The sequence below is a fragment of the Bacillus sp. C1 genome (genome assembly GCF_054570475.1).
On record NZ_JBTMZT010000003.1, the window covers coordinates 216,603 to 236,005 of the forward strand.

The following is a 19,403-nucleotide window of genomic DNA, read 5'->3' on the forward strand; positions in this document are numbered from 1 at the left end:
TATAAAGTGAAACTTTAATCAGTGGGGTTTTCTCCACCCCCACTGATTATTAGCCCTCACCAATCGGGCTTTTACGGATAGTTCATCTCCCACCTAACTTCTTCGCTTCCGCTGAATTTTGAGGTGGGAGTGTTACTGTCCGTTAATGCGGGATAAAAAGCACTTTGCGGAGCTATATTGCCTATACTCTTCTATTTAGTCTTACTGATAATCTGTATTACTTATTACCGGGTTAAAAATATAACTGAATAGCGAAGGCGGCAATTCACATTTGTAGCCAGCTAATCAGTCGGTATTATCTATTGAATTTATTTTTTTCTCAATCGCTTCATGATACTCTGATTCAAATCTTCACGATACTTGGAGACATAGGTTTTAGCGTTTGCCACTAGTTCGTCAGCAAAGGACGCCACGTCGTCCCCAGTGATTTCCAGCACTTGTCTACCTTCCGCCGCACCGGCTTCGAACAACTCGATTAATTCATACTGTATGTGTAGCATATCCATTCCGTTGCCCGCTGAGAAATTCCACATGTAGTTTTGAATTTTCTTAAATACAAACTGGTAGTCCTCTGGCAGGGCTCCAACCCGTGCCATCATCATTTTGTACTCTTTTTTATCACCAATCATTTTTTTGAACATTTCCATCATGTTATTTTTCCTCCTTTTTTATAAAGCTGAACAAGACACTTCAAAAATATCGGACGAAATATCTTATGCAGCTATATTGACTTCAAGACGTTGATTTTTGATGATACAAAATCCCATTTTTCCCAAAATAATTCAAGTTCCTGGCGGCCAGCCTCATTAAGTGAGTAAAACTTGCGAGGCGGTCCCATATCTGACGGTTTTTTTTCTATATTCACAAGTTTTTTCTTTTCTAATCGCACGAGAATGGTATAGACCGTCCCTTCTACGACTTCGGTAAACCCAAGCTCGTTCAGGCGGCGGGTAATCTCGTAACCATAGGTTTCATGGCGGCTAATGATTTCCAGCACACAGCCTTCCAGCGAACCCTTCAGCATTTCAGTTAAATTTTCCATGTTCAAATCCTCCTCTACCTCCTCTATTTTGTCTGACTTATATTCAGTATAACAGAGTACTAAGGGAAATTTTTACTGAATAACTTTTAGGAAATTAAGCTATTCAGTATTACTTATTACATGTATATTGTAACACCGAGTAGAAGGTGTCAAATATTTTTGCAACTTCACTATTCAGTGTTACCTACTACAGGTGCATCGTAACACGTAATAGTTAGACTGTCAACTGGATTTTCTAAATATTTTAAAACCAGCTATCCCCGTCGCTTTTCTTTATGGAGCTTTTACTTCCTCCTATGCTTCTTTCACAATGATTATACCGTAGATCATTCCCATCCAGCAGCTGTACATATAGGTTCCCAGTTTCTCTGGTGTGAAAACGATAAAGAAGTGATACCTTTCTGACTTACAGATTTTACGTATAGGTTACTCGATAAAATTTGAATTTATCTTTCTGTAAATAGCTTTTTTGTCATTTTGAACATTCTCCAATCCCAATTTCCCTCTTATTATATAAGAAATACCCTATAGAATAGACTTTTTTCAGTGTCTATTCTATAGGGTACATTTTAAAATTCTATAACTCTTTTAATACAATCTAATTATTTATTTACTCTAGCTGTAGAATCGATTTGATTTTTTGTTTTTAAAACACTAATACCATATCCGATAAATCCACCAATAATAGCCGGGAAGATCCACCCTAGACCTACTTCATGCATCGGAAGAAACTTCGTGAATAACTGATTTACTACTTGGATGTTTACTCCAGCTGCATTTAACCCATCAAATAAACTGATGATAAACGTTATAATCAAACTCACTTGATACACTTCAGCTCTTCCTTTAAATAGTGAGTGGAAGAATGTTAGGAAAATCAACACGATTGCTAGTGGATAAATCGCTGTTAATACAGGAACAGAAACTGCGATTAATTGCGTTAATCCTACATTGGCAACAATGGCACTAAACACACATAACGTAATTGCAATTGCTTTGTAAGAAACCCCTGGGAACAACTTATGGAAAAATGAAGAACATGCTGAGACAAGTCCGACACTAGTTGTTAAACAAGCTACTGTAATCATTAATCCTAATAGTACTCCTCCGTATGATCCGAAATAATAATTTGAAACTTTCGCTAACACTTCCCCACCATTTTCTAAATGTCCAAGCTTCGCTACACTTGAAGCTCCCATATAAGAAAGTGCTGTATAAATAATCGCTAATGTGGATGCAGCTATGATTGTCGCTTTCGCACAAACAACCATAATTTGCTTTTTCGTTTTCGCACCTTTTTCTTTAATAGCATTAATAATGATAATACCAAATACGAAAGATGCGAGCGTATCCATTGTTAAGTATCCTTCTTGAAACCCTTTGAAGAATGCGTTAGATGTATACATTTCAACAGGTGCTTGCATATCCCCTATCGGATGAATGAAAGCAACAATTACTAAAATTCCAATGAATGTTAATTTAATTGGCGTCAAAATTTTTCCAACAATATCGACAATTTTCGCAGGATTAAGCGAAAAAAAACAAGTAATACTAAAAAATATAATTGTAAAAATAATTAAAGGCATAGAACCTAAACTTTCTGGTACAAAAGGTTTAAGACCAATTTCAAAGGAAACATTACCCGTTCTCGGTATTGCAAATAATGGACCAATTGCTAAATATAGAATTGTTGTAAATACAATTCCAAAAACAGGATGCACACGACTTGCCAGTGATTGTAAATCCTCTTTACCTGAAATTCCAAATGCTAATACACCAAGTAATGGTAATCCCACTCCAGTTACTAAAAATCCCGCATTCGCTGACCAAATATTTGTTCCAGCTGATTGACCTAACATCGCAGGGAAAATTAAATTTCCTGCCCCAAAAAAGAGAGCAAATAACATTAATCCGATAACTACTATAAACGAAAAAGGTACTTTATTCGTCATGATACAACCTCCATTACAAAATACATTATCTCATTTCCACTTTTAACTAATCGAAGATTCTGAATATTTAATCATTAAATTATTTATTCTCACTTATTATAGTCTTAAGAATAATATATTTCAATACTATTTTTTGAATTTTTTTATTCAATTCACTTTGAATGCAAAACTAAAAAAACATTACATATCCTTCATATCACTTAATGGTATAAACCTTTAGTAACCATATTTCTCTATTTCATATTCAATGATCTTATTTTTGTATACAGGGAAACTTCTATCAGTGGAGACTTTCTTTCTCTCTTCCCCTATGGTTAGTTGAAAGAATCGGACTTTTACTGCCGTTATCCCCAATAGGTTCACTTCATTTTTTCCTTTCTCTCCTGTTCTTCATAATTTCTAGTCATTAACCAAAGTATGAAGAATAAGAGCTTTTTTATATACAAATAATAAACCTCAAGGAGTTGTTGACATGAATTTCATATTAAATATTATAGGGGTTTTCGTTGTATTACTAGTCGTTTTCTTATGTTCACCTAATAAAAGAAAAATAAAATGGAAACCAATCATTATTCTGGTAGTACTTGAACTTCTTATTACATGGTTTATGTTAGGTACCGAATTGGGAAGTATCATAATTAATAAAATTGCATCATTTTTCACTTGGCTCATATCATGTGCGAATGAAGGTATTCGATTTGCGTTTCCGTCAGCTATGGAAAATCAAACGATTGATTTCTTCTTTAGTGCCTTACTGCCTATCATTTTTGTTATCACTTTTTTTGATATTCTTTCTTACTTTGGAATCTTAACTTGGATTATTGATAAAGTAGGTGCAATCATTTCAAAGATTTCTCGCTTACCAAAGTTAGAAAGTTTCTTTTCTATTCAAATGATGTTTTTAGGAAACACGGAAGCACTTGCTGTTGTTCGTGATCAATTATCTGTTTTAAAAGAAAATCGTTTGTTAACTTTTGGGATTATGAGTATGAGTAGCGTCAGTGGATCTATTCTTGGTGCGTATTTATCAATGGTTCCAGCAACATATATTTTCAGCGCAATTCCTTTAAACTGTTTAAATGCATTAATTTTAGCTAATGTTTTAAATCCGATAGAAATCACTAAAGAAGAAGATGTTGTTTATTCACCTCCAAAAACGGAAAAAAAAGATTTCTTTTCTACCATTTCAAACAGTATGTTAGTTGGGATGAATATGGTTATTGTTATTTTAGCTATGGTAATTGGATATGTAGCATTAACAGCATGTTTGAATGGTATTTTAAGTTTCTTTGTAGCAGGTTTAACGATTCAAAAAATCTTCTCGATTATCTTTAGCCCCTTTGCTTTTTTACTCGGTGTATCAGGAACTGATGCTATGTATGTCGCTGAATTAATGGGAATAAAAATAACAACGAATGAATTTGTTGCAATGATGGATTTAAAATCACATTTACATTCTTTACCTGCACATACTGTTGCAGTTGCAACAACATTTTTAGCCTCTTTTGCTAACTTTAGTACAGTTGGAATGATTTATGGAACGTACAATTCATTATTTGGTGCAGAAAAATCAGCCATTGTCGGAAAAAATGTTTGGAAGCTTCTTGTTAGCGGGATGGCAGTTTCCTTATTAAGCGCTATGCTTGTGGGACTTTTTGTGTGGTGAGAAAATATTCATCATACCATTAACAATCATCATTAGTATTTCAAACAAATACTTAAAAAAGGTATTACGATATGTCGTAACACCTTTTTTACTTCTCAAACACAAAGTTCATTTTATTCTCTTTCCACTCTAACTTCGCATCAAACGTTTTATCATTCTTCTTAAAACCTTTTATTAAATCTGTCTGTTCACCTTTTAATAACTTACCCATATTCTTTTGCGAAATCGTTTTTCCTAATATCTTCTTAGAAATCGTGAAATCACATTTCGTTGTATTATAGTTCGAACAACCGTAAAATGTAGACTTATCGATTACATCTCCATCACACTTTTTACAGTTCCCTACTTTTTTACCTGTTGTAAATTTCGAGCCTTTTCGTTCAATCGATTCCACATGTAGACCTGTGAAATCCCATTTCTCAGACATTTCAACCGCATCCTCAATAATTTTTGCTGATAGTTTTTTTGTCTGTTCCATAAATGTCGCTGGTGAAGCTGTACCTTCTCCAATTTCAGCAAGACGCTGTTCCCACTTTGCCGTCATTTCTGGGGAAGCTAAAATTTTATCTCCAATTGCGGTAATTAATACTTTCCCCTTATCCGTTGCGTACACTTGGTTCTTCTTTACATCAATATATTTTCGGTCTTTCAGCATCGTAATGATACCTGCACGGGTTGCCTCTGTACCTAAACCTTCTGTTTTCTTTAATACTTTTTCAAGTTCTTCATTATCTAAATACTTCCCAGCCGTCTTCATTAACGTAATCAGTTGTCCTTCCGTATAACGTTTTGGTGGCTGTGTTTTTCCTTCTTTCACTTTCACCTTTACAACTTTTCCTTGTTCACCTTCTGCGACAATTGGTAGAATCGTTTCATCATCTTTATCATCTTGAAAAATAACTTTACGCCATCCTTCTTGAATTTGTTGTTTCCCTTTTGAAATAAATTCAGCACGCTCATCTACAAGAGTTGTAATGGTTGTATAGTCAAAGATCGCAACTTCATAATGAGCCGCAATAAGACGTCTTACGATCATATCGTAAATTTTCTTTTCATCACCTGATAGTTTACTTGGATTTGTCACTTGTTCGGTTGGAATGATGGCATAGTGGTCTGTCACCTTTTTCTCATTCACGTAGCGCTTATTATTCATAATAGAATCGAGCGGCGTTGGGAACAAATCCTTATATTCATCAAATTGACTTAACTTCTGTAAAATATCAGGAAACGTTTCCGCTTCTCCTTCTGTTACATAGTTGGAATCCGAACGAGGATAGGACACAATCCCTTTTTGATATAGCGCTTGTGTAATATCAAGCGTTTTCTTTGGAGAGAACTTAAATGCTTTATTTGCTGTTGCTTGCAGTGAAGATAAGTTAAATAAAAACGGTGGTTGAAACTCTTTTCGCTCTGTTTTCATTTCCTTTACTTCAGCCGGTTTATTTTGACAAAACGCGGCAATCTTATTTGCCATGTCAGGATCTTTTAACCGTGACTCATTATCTTTCTCCCATTTCCCTTCATACTTCTTTCCTTCTATATTAAAAGTTGCAAACACTTCCCAAAACGGCTCTGATGTAAAGTTCTCTATTTCTTGTTCCCGTTTCACAATTAATGCTAATGTAGGCGTCTGTACACGACCAGCCGAAAACACATCATTCATTCCTTTTTTCTTTAACAAAATACTAAAGACACGCGATGCATTCATTCCAACTACCCAGTCGGCACATGATCGTGTGTACGCTTCATAGTACGTATTAATTGTATCTGCTTCATCAAGTAAATTTTTAAATCCTTGATAAATCGCTTGCTTCGTTAAAGATGAAATCCAAAGACGCTTCATCGGCTTTTGTACGTTACAGAGGTTAATGATATTTCGTACGATCAGTTCCCCCTCGCGGCCAGCATCGCCTGCGTGAATAATTTCTGTTACCCCCGGATTATGTAACAACTGTTTCACAACATTAAATTGCTTATACTTTGATTTTGTAACTTCAAATTGAAAACGCTCCGGAATCATCGGTAATGTATCAAGTGACCACTTCTTCCACTCAGCGTGATAATGTTCCGGATTACATAACTGCGTCAAATGACCAATTGCCCATGTACAGTACGCTCCATTTGGAAATAACTCATTTGCTTCTACTTCTAAATAGCCGTCTTTGCGGCGATATTTAAATTGAGAAACAAGGGCTAAACCTTGATCTGGTTTCTCGGCAATAATTAATTTCATTTTCTAACTCCCTATCTCTATCTTATCTCCCATAAACTTCTACTATTATACGCTTAATTTCAATCTCTTCACAATAGGGAGTCTTTATCGTTACACCGTTTTGTTTACATGACAAACTAACCTTTGCAGTTTACTAACATTCATTTTTAATCTACTAAGCACTAAAACATAAAACATTGTCAGTAAGAAAAGGCTATCCATCCGTCAGTGTAATTGACTTATGAACAGCCCCTGCTTTAGGACGTTTCGCTCATTTCTTTCATGCTCCCTCACTTTTTGAGGAACCCTCTTCGCTGTTTAACAGACCGAAACGTTGAAAATTCAAACATATTAAATGAGGGAAGTATAATGAGTTATTCCATTTCTTCATACTTACTTTTATCCGCTTACTACTCACTAATACGTTATTATGATGAATTATTGAAGTTTGACTATATTAATATTTGCTCCAAGTATATCTCTAGCGCCACCTGCAGTATTAACCAATGTTAATATATTCGGGCCAGCACCTGTTGTTAATATTGCTCCTGATGATAACTCTGTATTCGACCCACCAGGTTGGCTCGTTGCCCTTGCTTGTGTTCCAAGCACTATGCTTCCATTCAATTGAAATTCTAATTGTGCAGTACCAGTCCCTACACCTGACGATGCTTCATAAAAAATCCAATACGTTTGATTCGGAGCTAAAGAAATATCTGTTGATCCTGGCGTATGAGAAATTGCTGTGCCATTAATGACAACATTAGTAGGCAATGGAACAGCAGCATTGTTAGCAATGGTTACTGAGCCAGAATTAATTATTTGAGCATTATTAGCAGTGATAATAGGGGCAGTTGAACCGGTTGGGCCTGTTGGACCTGTTGCTCCTGTTGCTCCACTTGGGCCTGTTGCTCCCGTTGCTCCTGTTGCTCCACTTGGACCCGTCGGACCCGTTGCTCCCGTTACTCCTGTTGCTCCACTTGGACCCGTCGGACCCGTTGCTCCTGTTGCTCCACTTGGACCCGTCGGACCCGTTGCTCCTGTTGCTCCACTTGGACCCGTCGGACCCGTTGCTCCTGTTGCTCCACTTGGACCCGTCGGACCCGTTGCTCCCGTTGCTCCTGTTGCTCCACTTGGACCGGTTGGGCCTGTTGCTCCCGTTGCTCCTGTTGCTCCTGTTGCTCCACTTGGACCGGTTGGGCCTGTTGCTCCCGTTGCTCCCGTTGCTCCCGTTGCTCCTGTTGCTCCACTTGGACCCGTCGGACCCGTTGCTCCCGTTGCTCCCGTTGCTCCCGTTGCTCCCGTTGCTCCTGTTGCTCCCGTTGCTCCTGTTGCTCCTGTTGCTCCCGTTGCTCCCGTTGCTCCTGTTGCTCCCGTTGCTCCCGTTGCTCCTGTTGCTCCCGTTGCTCCCGTTGCTCCTGTTGCTCCCGTTGCTCCCGTTGCTCCCGTTGCTCCACTTGGACCCGTTGGACCCGTTGCTCCACTTGGGCCTCCAGCAGGTCCAGTAGGTCCAGCAGGTCCAGTAGGTCCGGTAAGGGATGGCGCTTTTAATATACTTTCTAATTTACTTTGTAAAAACATTTCTTGTTTCATTACTGTCTGTATTGTACTATTTACACTTTCATTTACAGCTAATATCTCAGCTATAGTAGCAGCTGGTGATAATCCTGCTAAAGTACCAAGTGCGTATTGGATTTTTTCCGCTTCTGCATTAATAATATGCGATAACCCCAATTCTTCTAAAGCGATTGAAGCTAGCAATAGATTAATTGACTCATCTCTTGTTAACGTAATATTCGGTGTAATATTAGGGATATTTGCTTGTGACATATTCATTTCACCTCTCCATATCGGTTACTTGTCCTATTCTTCATAGGTTGATAGGACAAGTATCCTAAAGATTAAATCCTTACACATCATACTATGTACAAACCGTTTAAATGGAATAAACTCTTACCTAATTTTGTACATGTTTTTCTTTCGGAGTGGTCTTATCATCTGTACACAACTTCGTTCATATTACGTCCTTACAATGGATTACAAGAAGGAAATGTCCGTATGACAAGCAAAAAATATCCATCCATACAATTTCAACGAGACTGTCTTAAAGGGGTAAGTCCTTCCAAGATGCAGCATAGAAGCAAAAAAAAGGAGTGTCATATAGTCAAAAATTCGACTTATGAGCTCCTCCTTTTTGTAAAAAGCAATTGTAATTCACTTTTACTTCACATCATATCCTTGATCTTCAATAACTTCTTTCATTTTGTCTGCATCTACTTTTGCACTATCATACTCTACATTTACAGTTCCCTCTTGTAAATGAACCTCAACATTTTGTACTCCTTCTAACTCTGTAAGTGCATTTGTTACTGCCATTTTACAGTGATTACATGTCATTCCTTGTACGTTTAATGTGATAGTCATAATACATTCCTCCATTTATTTTATATTTTGACACGTTTCAAGCGAAGCGCGTTCGTAACAACAGATACTGAGCTAAATGCCATCGCTGCCCCTGCTACCCAAGGTTCTAATAATCCAGCAGCAGCTACAGGGATCCCAATTGCATTATAGAATAATGCCCAAAATAAATTTTGACGAATATTTTTCATTGTCTTACGGCTTAATTCAATCGCTTTTGGTATGTGTGACAAATCACCGCCAACTAAAGTAACATCCGCCGTTTCAATCGCTACATCTGCCCCGGTCCCAATCGCCATACCAATATCAGCTTTCGCAAGAGCTGGTGCATCATTAATACCGTCTCCCACCATTGCTACTCGTTTTCCTTGTTTTTGTAAATCATCTACAATGTTAGCTTTATCTTCTGGTAATACCTCTGCATATACATGATCAACATTAACTAGCTTTGCAATCGCTTCAGCTGTACGTTTATTATCCCCCGTTACCATGTATACTTCAATGCCTAGTTCTTTTAATGTTTGAATCGCAAACTTCGAACTTTCTTTTACTGTATCAGCTACAGCAATAATTCCAGCAAGTTTGCCATCAATCGCGACAAGCATCGCCGTTTTTCCTTGATATTCTAATTCTTTCATAACTTCTTCATGCTGCGATATTTCTACAAATTGTTCATTCATTAATTTACGTGTTCCAACAAGGACCTTTTTGTCTTCAATATTTGCTTCAATACCATGACCTGGAATGGCTGAAAACTGTTGTAAATCTTTCAATCTAATTTCATTTTTCTTTCCGTATTCAACGATGGCATGTGCTAATGGATGTTCAGAGGCACTTTCAGCTGAAATAGCATAACCGAGCATATCTTCTTCAAATTCTAACACATCAGTAACTTCCGGTTTCCCTTTTGTTACTGTTCCTGTTTTATCAAGTAACACAGCATTAATTTTATGCGTTCCTTCTAAAAATTCACCTCCTTTAAAGAGAATACCTTTCTCTGCTCCTTTTCCTGTACCAACCATAATAGAAGTTGGTGTAGCTAAACCTAACGCACACGGACAAGCAATTACAAGGATTGCAATTCCAACTTCCAGTGCTTTTGGTAAATCTCCCGGTGTAATAAAGAAATACCATACAATAAAAGCAGTAAAAGCAATCGCGACAACAATTGGAACAAAAATACCTGAAATGATGTCTGCTAATCTCTGGATAGGTGCTTTAGAGCCTTGAGCTTCTTCAACAATCTTAATAATGCCTGCTAAAGCTGTATCTTTGCCAACCTTTTCGGCCCTAATATTCAGAATACCATTTGCATTAATAGTAGCACCGATAACAGCGTCTCCTTCTTTTTTATCAACTGGAATAGATTCTCCAGTAATCATAGATTCATCAACGGAAGATATTCCTGAGATTACAATACCATCCACAGGTATTTTTTCACCTGGCTTTACAATAATTGTATCTCCAATTACTACTTCTTCAAGTGGTACGCGTATTTCTTGACCATCACGCACAACAAGGGCATCTTTAGCCTGTAAACTTAACAATTTAGAAATTGCTTCTGTTGTACGCCCTTTTGCTAATGTTTCAAAATACTTTCCAACTAGAATTAATGTAATAAGAACTGCACTTGTTTCAAAATAGAGATCCGGACTGTAGTTTGTATTTCCTAATGTTTTCAATGCTTCATAGAAGCTATAAAAGTAAGCAGCTGATGTTCCTAAAGCAACTAGTACATCCATATTCGCACTTTTGTTTCTAAGAGCACGATAAGCACCTACATAGAAATGACCACCAATATAAAATTGAACCGGCGTTGCTAGTAGAAGTTGAAACCATGGATTCATTAAAATATGTGGCATTGGTAGCCCCGTATCAAATGGCATATGTCCAATCATTGTATAGAGTAAAGGTAGGGACAAAATAATAGAAATGATAAGTTGACGCTTTTTCCCCTTAATCACCTTTTCTGTTCTTTCTGAACGATCTACATCCTCACTACGTATTTGTCCCTTATACCCTGTCTTCTTGATTTTTTCTAACATATTTTCTGCAGAAATTAAACTTTCATTATATTCAACAACTGCGCTGTTTGTGGCCAAATTAACAGTTGCATTCGAAATCCCTTCCATTTTGTTTAATACCTTTTCAATTCGGGTTGCACAAGCTGCACATGTCATTCCTTCAATATCTAAAGTAATTTTTTCCTCTGCTACGTTATAGCCTAATTTTTCAATTTTATTTTTTATATTCGAAATTTCTTGTTGTGATGGATCATATTTGACACTTGCTTTTTCCATAGCTAAATTTACATTCGCTTCTACTCCATCCATTTTATTTAGTACTTTTTCAATCCGGGTTGCACAAGCTGCGCATGTCATTCCTGTAACGCCAAGCGTAACATGTTTTTGTTTATCCACTCTATACCCCTCCTATTTTGAAAACTGTTTAATAACATTCATTAATTCTTGGATAGACTCTTCTCCATTCCCTTCATGAATTGCTTTTGCTACACAATGTTTTGTATGACGTTCTAATAAAGAAAAACCTACCTTATTTAAAGCTGCTTGTATTGCTGAAATTTGAATTAAAATATCAACACAGTAACGATTATCTTCCACCATTTTTTGAACACCACGTACTTGCCCTTCAATACGCTTTAAACGTTTTATAACATTTTGAATTTCCTCTTCTGTTCGAGGAACCATTTTTGGATTTGTTTCATTACCTTCACAATGCTCCACCAATATCACCTCGGTTATCGTAATCATCATCCTTTGTATACATTATACGGGTAAGGGGTATAAATTGCAACTGGATATGATCCTATTTTCGAATGCTTTTCAGACTTGCTTGTATGTATTTTATTCAGAACAACAATATAGTTTATTCAAATGTAGCATTTCTATTAGAAGCATTCCAATTAATAAAAATAAACCAGATACATTTTAGTATCTAGTTTATTTTTGGCAACTATAAAATTCAAGTTTTCATATTTGGACATCTTCAAATAAAATTGATTCCAATTGTTTTATATTTTCATTAAATTGTTTACCACATAAATGATTATAGAATTCAATATTTTTCAAATCAGTAAGTACATGAGAAGATATTGATGATTTTATTGTATTCATTATACTATTATCCGTTATGTTCAAAATATTCATTACGGTAACGCATAGAGCTGCTTTTCTTTTCATTACATTTGTTTTATTTACCAATACACTCGACAGTAAAACTAATTGATATTCAAACATTACTGTTTTTTGAAACGGTACATCTTTGTTTTTTTTTGTTTCTATTAATTCAATACATTTTATAACGAGTTGTTCAATATAGAAATTTTGTTTCTCTATTTCAGAGTATAATTTCTTTATATTCATACTAATCATTCCCGCATTAAATGATATTTATAAATTATTGATTCAAAAGCATTAACAAGCATAGTATTCGAATTACAAATACAATCCATTGAACTAACAACTGTATTTTGGAAATCTAAAATATCATTCATTTGATTTTCAACGTCTAATAAAGAATTGACCATATCCACTTCAATTTCTAACAACTTATTAAATGCTATTTCTCTTTGCAACATACTCTCGATCCAACTCGTTAATAATTCGGTATTATATTCCATTGTTTAAAGTTTTCTCCTTTCTTATTCGTTTTATGTACCTGTTTTCTTTTTATTTATGACTTGGTACATATATTTGAAGCACTCCCCTTCTTAAATTTTTAGAACCTTAGCAATGACAGTCACAGTCACAGTCATCGTCACAATCACAGTCACAGTCACAATCGCCATCACAGCAGTCCATTGATGGTATTTTGAGTACATCCTCTAGTTTAAATTGTAATAACATTTGTGTTTTAATAATGTTCCTTAATATTTTCTCTACACTCTCTTGGGTTATAATTGCTTCTTTAACAGACAAGCAGTTTTTACCGATTATTTTTTGAATTTTTTCCGCCTCAGCATTTAATAAATGTGAAAGTCCTATTTCCTCCATCGCAATAGACGATAAGAGTAAATTGATAACTTCATCTCTCGTCAATGTTATGTTCGGCTGTATATCAGGAATATTAGGCAAAGACATATTGATCCCTCCTTTAACACATATATATTACAAGCTCGCTAAACATAAAACTTAAAAATCAAAAATTAATAAATAATAATCCAGTTTGCTTATCCCCCCACTCGAAAACGTATAGATTTATCGGAATCCTTCAGTAAATAAGCACGTCAAAAAAAATGTTGAATACCTTATTATTAGGCTTAATATCTATAATCAAAGTTAGGAGCATACTGACATGAATAATTTCTGGGATAATTTAATTTTCGGAAACCACAGCGTTAAAAACGATTCGTGTGCCTTTACAGGTAGTGATAAAACTTCTCCACATACAAAAAATAAAATGCTTGATTATAAGATTTTGGAAAATAAATACATGAATACAGATCAACATACCAAAGATGAAATAATTAATTATGAGGTTTTGGAAAATAAATACACAAATGAAGAGCAACACACTGCCCTGAATAATTTACAAAGTTCTGTAAATTCGATGTTATCAGATAAACATGTGAGTGAAGATCAACATACTTTCCCATGCCATATTCAAAATACTATAAACTCAATAAAAAGCTTGGATTTGTTTCAATCATCCAAACACAAAAAAAATAAAATTGATTATGAAGTTTCGGAAGATAAATACACGAATGAAAAGCAACACACTGTCTCGACTCATTTACAAAATACTGTAAACGCAATAAAAAGCTCGAATTCATTAAAATCATCCAAACGTAAAAGAACTAAAAAACGAAAAATCTCTAATGCTAAGCGAAACAAAAGAACATTGTAAAAGATCGAATACGATATAAGTAATCCTCTTTAAAATGGATACTTATATCGTATTTTCAGATCATTCCCCTAATGTTTCATATATCCTCTTCCTCACTTATACTTTAGCTGTTGAAGCCAATTCCTAACGCCCCATCCCTTATCCTCTTAGAAAGCTTGTATCCATCTGTACAGTAAATTCGGACTATGATTATACCTAATCATGTTGCATTGGCAATTGCTATTACTTCTTATACTTATGTTTATAATAAATCCCCCTATTTTATGTCTACAAAGAGACATCGAAATAGGGGGACTCAATCGTTTTTAAGTTATGGTTGTGTTCCCTCAATTACATCCAATACATTTTCCAATTTAAATTGTAGAAGCATTTCTTGCTTAATCGCTGCTTGTAACGTTTGGCGCACACTATTATTTATTGTAAGTAAATCTGATAACGTTGCTGGTGGAGGGGTAACACCTGTATCTAGTGTTCCTAATATAAATTGAATCTTTTCTGCCTCACTATTAATGATATGAGCTAATGCCAATTCTTCAAGTGCAATAGAAGCCAAAATTAACGATACCGACTGTCCCGTAGTAATTGATATTAGTGGGGTAATATTAGGGATATTCGCTTGTGACATCTTCAACACCCTTTCACTGTTTTTTTACTTCTGTACACTATATGTTTCTCGACAAATTTTAGAGCTTATCCATCTCTACCTTTATTTTTTTAGGCTTCATTTGCTTTGCATTGCCAGTTGCTATTACTTCTTATACCACTTGATAACGCTTTCTTATTTTCGTAATAAATCCCCCTATTAGCTACCTCTAGGAGACAGCCAAATAGGGGGACTCAATCGTTTTTAAGTTATGGTTGCGTTCCCTCAATTACATCTAATACATTTTCTAATTTAAATTGTAGAAGCATTTCTTGCTTAATCGCTGCTTGTAACGTTTGGCGCACACTATTATTTATTGTAAGTAAATCTGATAACGTTGCTGGTGGAGGGGTAACACCTGTATCTAGTGTTCCTAATATAAATTGAATCTTTTCTGCCTCACTATTAATGATATGAGCTAATGCTAATTCTTCAAGTGCGATAGAAGCCAAAATTAATGATACTGACTGCCCCGTAGTAATTGATATTAGTGGGGTAATATTAGGGATATTCGCTTGTGACATCTTCAACACCCTTTCACTGTTTTTTTATTTCTGTACACTATATGTTTCTCGACAAACTTTAGAGCTTATCCATCTCTACCTTTATTTTTTTAGGCTTCATTTGCTTTGCATTGCCAATTACTATTACTTCTTATACGAATTAATAACCCTTTCTTTTTTCATAATAAATCCCCCTATTCGCGCCTCTAGGAGACAGCCAAATAGGGGGACTCAATCGTTTTTAAGTTATGGTTGTGTTCCCTCAATTACATCCAATACATTTTCTAATTTAAATTGTAGAAGCATTTCTTGCTTAATCGCTGCTTGTAACGTTTGGCGCACACTATTATTTATTGTAAGTAAATCTGATAACGTTGCTGGTGGAGGGGTAACACCTGTATCTAGTGTTCCTAATATAAATTGAATTTTTTCCGCCTCACTATTAATGATATGAGCTAATGCCAATTCTTCAAGTGCAATAGAAGCCAAAATTAACGATACCGACTGCCCAGCAGTAATTGATATCATTGGGGTAATATTAGGGATATTCGCTTGTGACATCTTCAACACCCTTTCACTGTTTTTTTTACTTCTGTACACTATATGTTTCTCGACAAACTTTAGAGCCTATCCATTTATATCTTTAATTTTTTTAGAGCTTCCGCAGCAGGAGCATAATTTGGAACTAACGAAATAGCTGCTTCATATGCCATTTTAGCACCTTCTAAATCATTCATTTTTTCTAAACAAGTTCCCTTATAAAACAAAGATAAATGTCCACCTACACCATATAAAGTGAGGTGGTCTAAATTTCCATCTCCCATCTTAATACAATGTTCAAAAGTTGATATAGCCTCATTGTATTGTTCTTTCAAAAATAATATAACCCCTTTAAAAAAGTGTAAATCGACATAATCAGGATATAAAGTAATTGCAGAATTTATGCCAGGCCAAGCTCCTTCAATGCTCCCCAAATTTATAAGTATTGAATATTTTAATTTATATAAGTAGGAGGGAGGCAATTGCTTATTGTTTATAAAATTTACGATGGATTTATTAACATACTCAAATGCCTCTTCGTATTTTTCTTCCTTATAATACTCACTAGCAATATGATACTCTATCCAAGGACTATGATTTTCTATTTTTAATTCTTCTTTTAATAAAGTTAAATTACGAAGGGTTTTCTTTTTTCGAAGCACTTCAGAGTCCAAGTATCCGTAATGATATACTTTTACTGGCATCATTTTAATCTCTTTCGTTTCTTCTAAAATATCTTCTACATTTAATGTCTCATGTATATTATATTTAAACTTAATACCTTCATAATTTTTAAATAAACGAGTATGTGCAATGCGGAATGTATTATTGATATCTTTCTCTTTACCAATGTAATTAATTAAATGAATGGAAACCACTTTCTCATCTTTCAATTCCTTTAGAAGGTTTTTGAGTGTTTTTCCATCCTTCAAATCCATTTCTTCATCAGCATCTAACCATAATATCCAATCTCCTGTTGCCTGTTCTAAACCAAAATTCCTAGCCTCTGCAAAGCTGTTATTCCATTTAAAATGGAAAACTTTCGCATTAAATGTTTGGCAAATTTCCACCGTCTTATCCGTAGATCCTGTATCAACAATAATGATTTCATCGATGATGTCTTTCACACTTTCTAGACAAGTTAAAATATGTCTCTCCTCGTCTTTCACAATCATACATAAAGAGATAGTCGGGTCCTTCAATGAAAATGCCTCCTTTTATCATACGTATATTCATAATGACTTTATGTTAGGAAGTATTAAAACATAACGATTTTAATAAAAAAAGAAAGATGTATTCTTAAAACACAACTTTCTTTTTAGAGGCATATTAAATTTTTTTATGCTCAGTAGCACCACATAACGATCACCTAAAATATGTGAAAAAATAAGTGGTTCTTATGTTTTCATATGTGCATCACGTTCAAAGTTTTTAAGTAATTCTCCCCTTTAACTCGCTTTAAAACCACCACCTAACACATCACGGACATCGTGGATCACAACAAATGCCTGTTCATCCTTTTGACTCACAACTTTCTTTAAGTGAACGAGCTCTTGTTTATTGATAACAATATATAATACTTCTTTATTATCTCCTGTGTAACCCCCTCGTCCTTCTAATACAGTTACACCACGCGTCATATGTTTCATAATTGATTCTCGAATCATATCTGGGTAGTTTGAAATAATGGTAACGGCAGTCTTTGTATTTAATCCCTCTACAATGAAATCAATCACTTTAGCTCCTACAAATACAGCTACAAGCGTATACATAGCCTTTTCCTGTCCAATAATAAATACTGATCCCGCAATAACTACGATATCAATAATGAATACGCCTTTTCCAACGCTCCATCCCCAATACTGGTTTGCTAACCTTGCTATAATTGCCGATCCACCTGATGTACCACCTGCACGGAACATAAAGCCTAAGCCAACGCCAACGAAAACACCCGCGAAAAGAGCTGCTAATAACGTATCATGATTTACTGGCGTCGCAATATCTTCTGTAATATATAAAAAGAAAGATGAAGAGACTATACCAAGTATTGTATATATCATTGTTTTTCTGTCAAAAAATTTATACCCAATCGCAAGTAACGCCGCATTTATTAAAAGATTTACAGTGCCAGGTGACCATTCAAACAAATAATATGTAATCACTGTAAGTCCAATAATTCCACCTTCAGATAATCGATTTGGAATCGCAAAAAAGTTAATTCCAATCGCAAACAACAATGATCCAATGACAACAAGTGCTATTTCTTTTACTCTTTCGTTCATTACTTTTCCCCCTATCTACCGCAATATATTTTTCAGCCTAATTTCATCGCAAAGAATGAAACGAATTCCATTTCGCTGCATGCTTTTCTATCATTTCAATTAATTTCTTCATTGCAGGAGTTAACCATTTACTTTTATGGTATGCTAATTCAGTTGTAACGAAATCTTCACTATACGTCCATGGCAGTACACTTAACTTCCCTTGCTCAACCTCTTCTTTAACCGTTATAAACGGTAAATAAGATATTCCTAGCCCACACATGACCGTTTGCTTAATCGCTTCAATACTCCAAAAATGAATATGAGAACAATTAATTCCATCTTCTTTAATCCGTCTTTCTAGCAAATCTCGATAGCTCCCTGGCTCTGTGAGCAACAACATTTCGCCTTCTAAATCAGCAGGACTAACGCTCACTTTTTTTGTTAAGGGATGTTTCGGCGGAGCAATCAGTACAATCTTCTCTTGAACAAGAGAATGAGTAACGATGTCTGCACCAAGTTGTTCCGGATGTGTAAATAAAGCAAAATCAAATTTCCCTGATTTTAATTCATTATGCAATTCTTGACTCTCTGATGGTTGTAAAATGATATGTACTTGCGGATACTTCCTTTTAAATTCATATAAAACAGCAGGTAATCGATAAATCATTAAAGACTCATTCGCTCCAATACGTATTGTTCCTGACGATTTTCCGTTCATTTGAGATGATTCCAATGCTTCATTTGACAATTCTAATATTTTATGTGCATAAGAAAGCATATGCTCTCCTACCTCAGTTAAAATTACCTTTTTGCCAAGACGGTCAAATAACGGACTCCCAATCTCTTCTTCTAATGATCGAATATGATTAGTGATTGTCGATTGCGTATATCCAAGTCGTTCCCCAGCCCGTGTAAAACCGCCGCTTTCTGCTACAATAATAAAAGTTTTCAAATGGCGCAGCTCCATACTTACTCCTCCTGTTGTACTACCCTATAATTTCTTGATGTTTTTCTTATTATAATCGTACATCCATAATAATGAAAAAAAACAAATATGTTAGTTATATTATTTTCTTCTTAAGCAAAACTGCAGTCCATTATTGAATGAAACACAAATAAAAAGTATCCTTCTCATGAAATGAGTTACCTGTAATCATAGCCTTTCATATTTCTAATTTAATAAATCATCTAAAAATTTTCATTACTCTATCCTAATCACGCACTACATATCCGTTTCTTTGCACTCACCTAATCGCTATTATATATTTAGAATATAAATAAAGAAAATGAATTA

General features: G+C 35.1%; 19 protein-coding genes. 2 read left to right on the top strand and 17 right to left on the bottom strand.

Annotated features, from left to right (window positions below; genetic code table 11):
- Positions 1-308: 308 nt before the first annotated feature.
- The 3 genes from ACX5JI_RS12070 to brnQ form a co-directional block, all read right to left on the bottom strand.
- Positions 309-650, bottom strand: a complete 342-nt coding sequence (locus ACX5JI_RS12070; protein ID WP_017151751.1) for a DUF1048 domain-containing protein — start codon at positions 648-650, stop codon at positions 309-311.
- A gap of 71 nt (positions 651-721) precedes the next feature.
- A complete protein-coding gene (locus ACX5JI_RS12075; RefSeq protein ID WP_033796096.1) occupies positions 722-1,042 on the bottom strand; it encodes a PadR family transcriptional regulator in 321 nt (106 codons plus the stop codon).
- Positions 1,043-1,644: 602 nt separating this feature from the next.
- On the bottom strand, positions 1,645-2,994 hold the full coding sequence (gene brnQ, locus ACX5JI_RS12080; RefSeq protein WP_459501285.1) for a branched-chain amino acid transport system II carrier protein: 1,350 nt from the start codon (positions 2,992-2,994) through the stop codon (positions 1,645-1,647).
- 472 nt (positions 2,995-3,466) lie between these two features.
- On the opposite strand from brnQ, the gene ACX5JI_RS12085 reads away from it, so the two are divergent.
- Positions 3,467-4,660 carry a nucleoside transporter C-terminal domain-containing protein gene (locus ACX5JI_RS12085; protein WP_459501286.1) on the top strand — a complete coding sequence of 398 codons (1,194 nt, stop codon included), beginning with the start codon at positions 3,467-3,469 and terminating at the stop codon, positions 4,658-4,660.
- An 88-nt stretch (positions 4,661-4,748) separates the two neighbouring features.
- On the opposite strand, the gene topB is transcribed toward ACX5JI_RS12085, so the two are convergent.
- From topB to ACX5JI_RS12125, 8 genes are all read right to left on the bottom strand, one after another.
- Positions 4,749-6,893: a DNA topoisomerase III gene (topB, locus tag ACX5JI_RS12090; RefSeq protein ID WP_459501287.1), complete on the bottom strand. Its 2,145-nt coding sequence runs from the start codon at positions 6,891-6,893 to the stop codon at positions 4,749-4,751.
- A 417-nt stretch (positions 6,894-7,310) separates the two neighbouring features.
- Positions 7,311-8,702 carry an alpha-helical endospore appendage domain-containing protein gene (locus ACX5JI_RS12095; protein ID WP_459501288.1) on the bottom strand — a complete coding sequence of 464 codons (1,392 nt, stop codon included), beginning with the start codon at positions 8,700-8,702 and terminating at the stop codon, positions 7,311-7,313.
- Between the two features lie 390 nt (positions 8,703-9,092).
- Positions 9,093-9,296: a copper chaperone CopZ gene (gene copZ, locus ACX5JI_RS12100; RefSeq protein WP_459501289.1), complete on the bottom strand. Its 204-nt coding sequence runs from the start codon at positions 9,294-9,296 to the stop codon at positions 9,093-9,095.
- Positions 9,297-9,316: 20 nt separating this feature from the next.
- On the bottom strand, positions 9,317-11,713 hold the full coding sequence (locus ACX5JI_RS12105) for a heavy metal translocating P-type ATPase (protein WP_459501290.1): 2,397 nt from the start codon (positions 11,711-11,713) through the stop codon (positions 9,317-9,319).
- Positions 11,714-11,725: 12 nt separating this feature from the next.
- Positions 11,726-12,001: a metal-sensing transcriptional repressor gene (locus ACX5JI_RS12110; RefSeq protein WP_459501595.1), complete on the bottom strand. Its 276-nt coding sequence runs from the start codon at positions 11,999-12,001 to the stop codon at positions 11,726-11,728.
- 282 nt (positions 12,002-12,283) lie between these two features.
- The gene (locus tag ACX5JI_RS12115) at positions 12,284-12,676 is read right to left on the bottom strand and encodes a hypothetical protein (RefSeq protein WP_459501291.1); all 393 of its coding nucleotides are present in this window, start codon (positions 12,674-12,676) and stop codon (positions 12,284-12,286) included.
- Positions 12,677-12,681: 5 nt separating this feature from the next.
- Positions 12,682-12,933, bottom strand: coding sequence for an alpha-helical endospore appendage domain-containing protein (locus tag ACX5JI_RS12120; RefSeq protein WP_459501292.1), 252 nt, complete (start codon positions 12,931-12,933; stop codon positions 12,682-12,684).
- A 106-nt stretch (positions 12,934-13,039) separates the two neighbouring features.
- Positions 13,040-13,393, bottom strand: a complete 354-nt coding sequence (locus ACX5JI_RS12125; protein WP_459501293.1) for an alpha-helical endospore appendage domain-containing protein — start codon at positions 13,391-13,393, stop codon at positions 13,040-13,042.
- 214 nt (positions 13,394-13,607) lie between these two features.
- Between ACX5JI_RS12125 and ACX5JI_RS12130 the strand changes: the two genes are divergently transcribed.
- Positions 13,608-14,159, top strand: coding sequence for a hypothetical protein (locus ACX5JI_RS12130; protein WP_459501294.1), 552 nt, complete (start codon positions 13,608-13,610; stop codon positions 14,157-14,159).
- Positions 14,160-14,469: 310 nt separating this feature from the next.
- On the opposite strand, the gene ACX5JI_RS12135 is transcribed toward ACX5JI_RS12130, so the two are convergent.
- From ACX5JI_RS12135 to ACX5JI_RS12160, 6 genes are all read right to left on the bottom strand, one after another.
- Positions 14,470-14,784: an alpha-helical endospore appendage domain-containing protein gene (locus ACX5JI_RS12135; RefSeq protein ID WP_459501295.1), complete on the bottom strand. Its 315-nt coding sequence runs from the start codon at positions 14,782-14,784 to the stop codon at positions 14,470-14,472.
- 227 nt (positions 14,785-15,011) lie between these two features.
- A complete protein-coding gene (locus ACX5JI_RS12140) occupies positions 15,012-15,326 on the bottom strand; it encodes an alpha-helical endospore appendage domain-containing protein (protein WP_459501295.1) in 315 nt (104 codons plus the stop codon).
- Positions 15,327-15,551: 225 nt separating this feature from the next.
- Entirely contained in the window at positions 15,552-15,866 is a 315-nt protein-coding gene (locus ACX5JI_RS12145; protein ID WP_459501296.1) for an alpha-helical endospore appendage domain-containing protein, read from the bottom strand.
- Positions 15,867-15,940: 74 nt separating this feature from the next.
- The gene (locus tag ACX5JI_RS12150) at positions 15,941-17,020 is read right to left on the bottom strand and encodes a glycosyltransferase (protein ID WP_459501596.1); all 1,080 of its coding nucleotides are present in this window, start codon (positions 17,018-17,020) and stop codon (positions 15,941-15,943) included.
- Between the two features lie 273 nt (positions 17,021-17,293).
- Positions 17,294-18,127: a YitT family protein gene (locus ACX5JI_RS12155; protein ID WP_459501297.1), complete on the bottom strand. Its 834-nt coding sequence runs from the start codon at positions 18,125-18,127 to the stop codon at positions 17,294-17,296.
- A 43-nt stretch (positions 18,128-18,170) separates the two neighbouring features.
- Positions 18,171-19,076 carry a LysR family transcriptional regulator gene (locus ACX5JI_RS12160; protein WP_459501298.1) on the bottom strand — a complete coding sequence of 302 codons (906 nt, stop codon included), beginning with the start codon at positions 19,074-19,076 and terminating at the stop codon, positions 18,171-18,173.
- Between the last annotated feature and the right edge of the window lie 327 nt (positions 19,077-19,403).

What these genes read in the sequence shown, in the direction of transcription:
- ACX5JI_RS12085 (WP_459501286.1), top strand. Translation starts at nt 3,467, where the DNA reads ATGAATTTCATATTAAATATTATAGGGGTTTTCGTTGTATTACTAGTC.
- ACX5JI_RS12125 (WP_459501293.1), bottom strand. Translation starts at nt 13,393, where the DNA reads ATGTCTTTGCCTAATATTCCTGATATACAGCCGAACATAACATTGACG.
- ACX5JI_RS12070 (WP_017151751.1), bottom strand. Translation starts at nt 650, where the DNA reads ATGATGGAAATGTTCAAAAAAATGATTGGTGATAAAAAAGAGTACAAA.
- topB (WP_459501287.1), bottom strand. Translation starts at nt 6,893, where the DNA reads ATGAAATTAATTATTGCCGAGAAACCAGATCAAGGTTTAGCCCTTGTT.
- ACX5JI_RS12095 (WP_459501288.1), bottom strand. Translation starts at nt 8,702, where the DNA reads ATGTCACAAGCAAATATCCCTAATATTACACCGAATATTACGTTAACA.
- ACX5JI_RS12145 (WP_459501296.1), bottom strand. Translation starts at nt 15,866, where the DNA reads ATGTCACAAGCGAATATCCCTAATATTACCCCAATGATATCAATTACT.
- ACX5JI_RS12150 (WP_459501596.1), bottom strand. Translation starts at nt 17,020, where the DNA reads ATGATTGTGAAAGACGAGGAGAGACATATTTTAACTTGTCTAGAAAGT.
- ACX5JI_RS12110 (WP_459501595.1), bottom strand. Translation starts at nt 12,001, where the DNA reads ATGGTTCCTCGAACAGAAGAGGAAATTCAAAATGTTATAAAACGTTTA.
- ACX5JI_RS12130 (WP_459501294.1), top strand. Translation starts at nt 13,608, where the DNA reads ATGAATAATTTCTGGGATAATTTAATTTTCGGAAACCACAGCGTTAAA.
- ACX5JI_RS12075 (WP_033796096.1), bottom strand. Translation starts at nt 1,042, where the DNA reads ATGGAAAATTTAACTGAAATGCTGAAGGGTTCGCTGGAAGGCTGTGTG.
- ACX5JI_RS12115 (WP_459501291.1), bottom strand. Translation starts at nt 12,676, where the DNA reads ATGAATATAAAGAAATTATACTCTGAAATAGAGAAACAAAATTTCTAT.
- ACX5JI_RS12135 (WP_459501295.1), bottom strand. Translation starts at nt 14,784, where the DNA reads ATGTCACAAGCGAATATCCCTAATATTACCCCACTAATATCAATTACT.
- ACX5JI_RS12140 (WP_459501295.1), bottom strand. Translation starts at nt 15,326, where the DNA reads ATGTCACAAGCGAATATCCCTAATATTACCCCACTAATATCAATTACT.
- copZ (WP_459501289.1), bottom strand. Translation starts at nt 9,296, where the DNA reads ATGACTATCACATTAAACGTACAAGGAATGACATGTAATCACTGTAAA.
- ACX5JI_RS12120 (WP_459501292.1), bottom strand. Translation starts at nt 12,933, where the DNA reads ATGGAATATAATACCGAATTATTAACGAGTTGGATCGAGAGTATGTTG.
- brnQ (WP_459501285.1), bottom strand. Translation starts at nt 2,994, where the DNA reads ATGACGAATAAAGTACCTTTTTCGTTTATAGTAGTTATCGGATTAATG.
- ACX5JI_RS12160 (WP_459501298.1), bottom strand. Translation starts at nt 19,076, where the DNA reads ATGGAGCTGCGCCATTTGAAAACTTTTATTATTGTAGCAGAAAGCGGC.
- ACX5JI_RS12155 (WP_459501297.1), bottom strand. Translation starts at nt 18,127, where the DNA reads ATGAACGAAAGAGTAAAAGAAATAGCACTTGTTGTCATTGGATCATTG.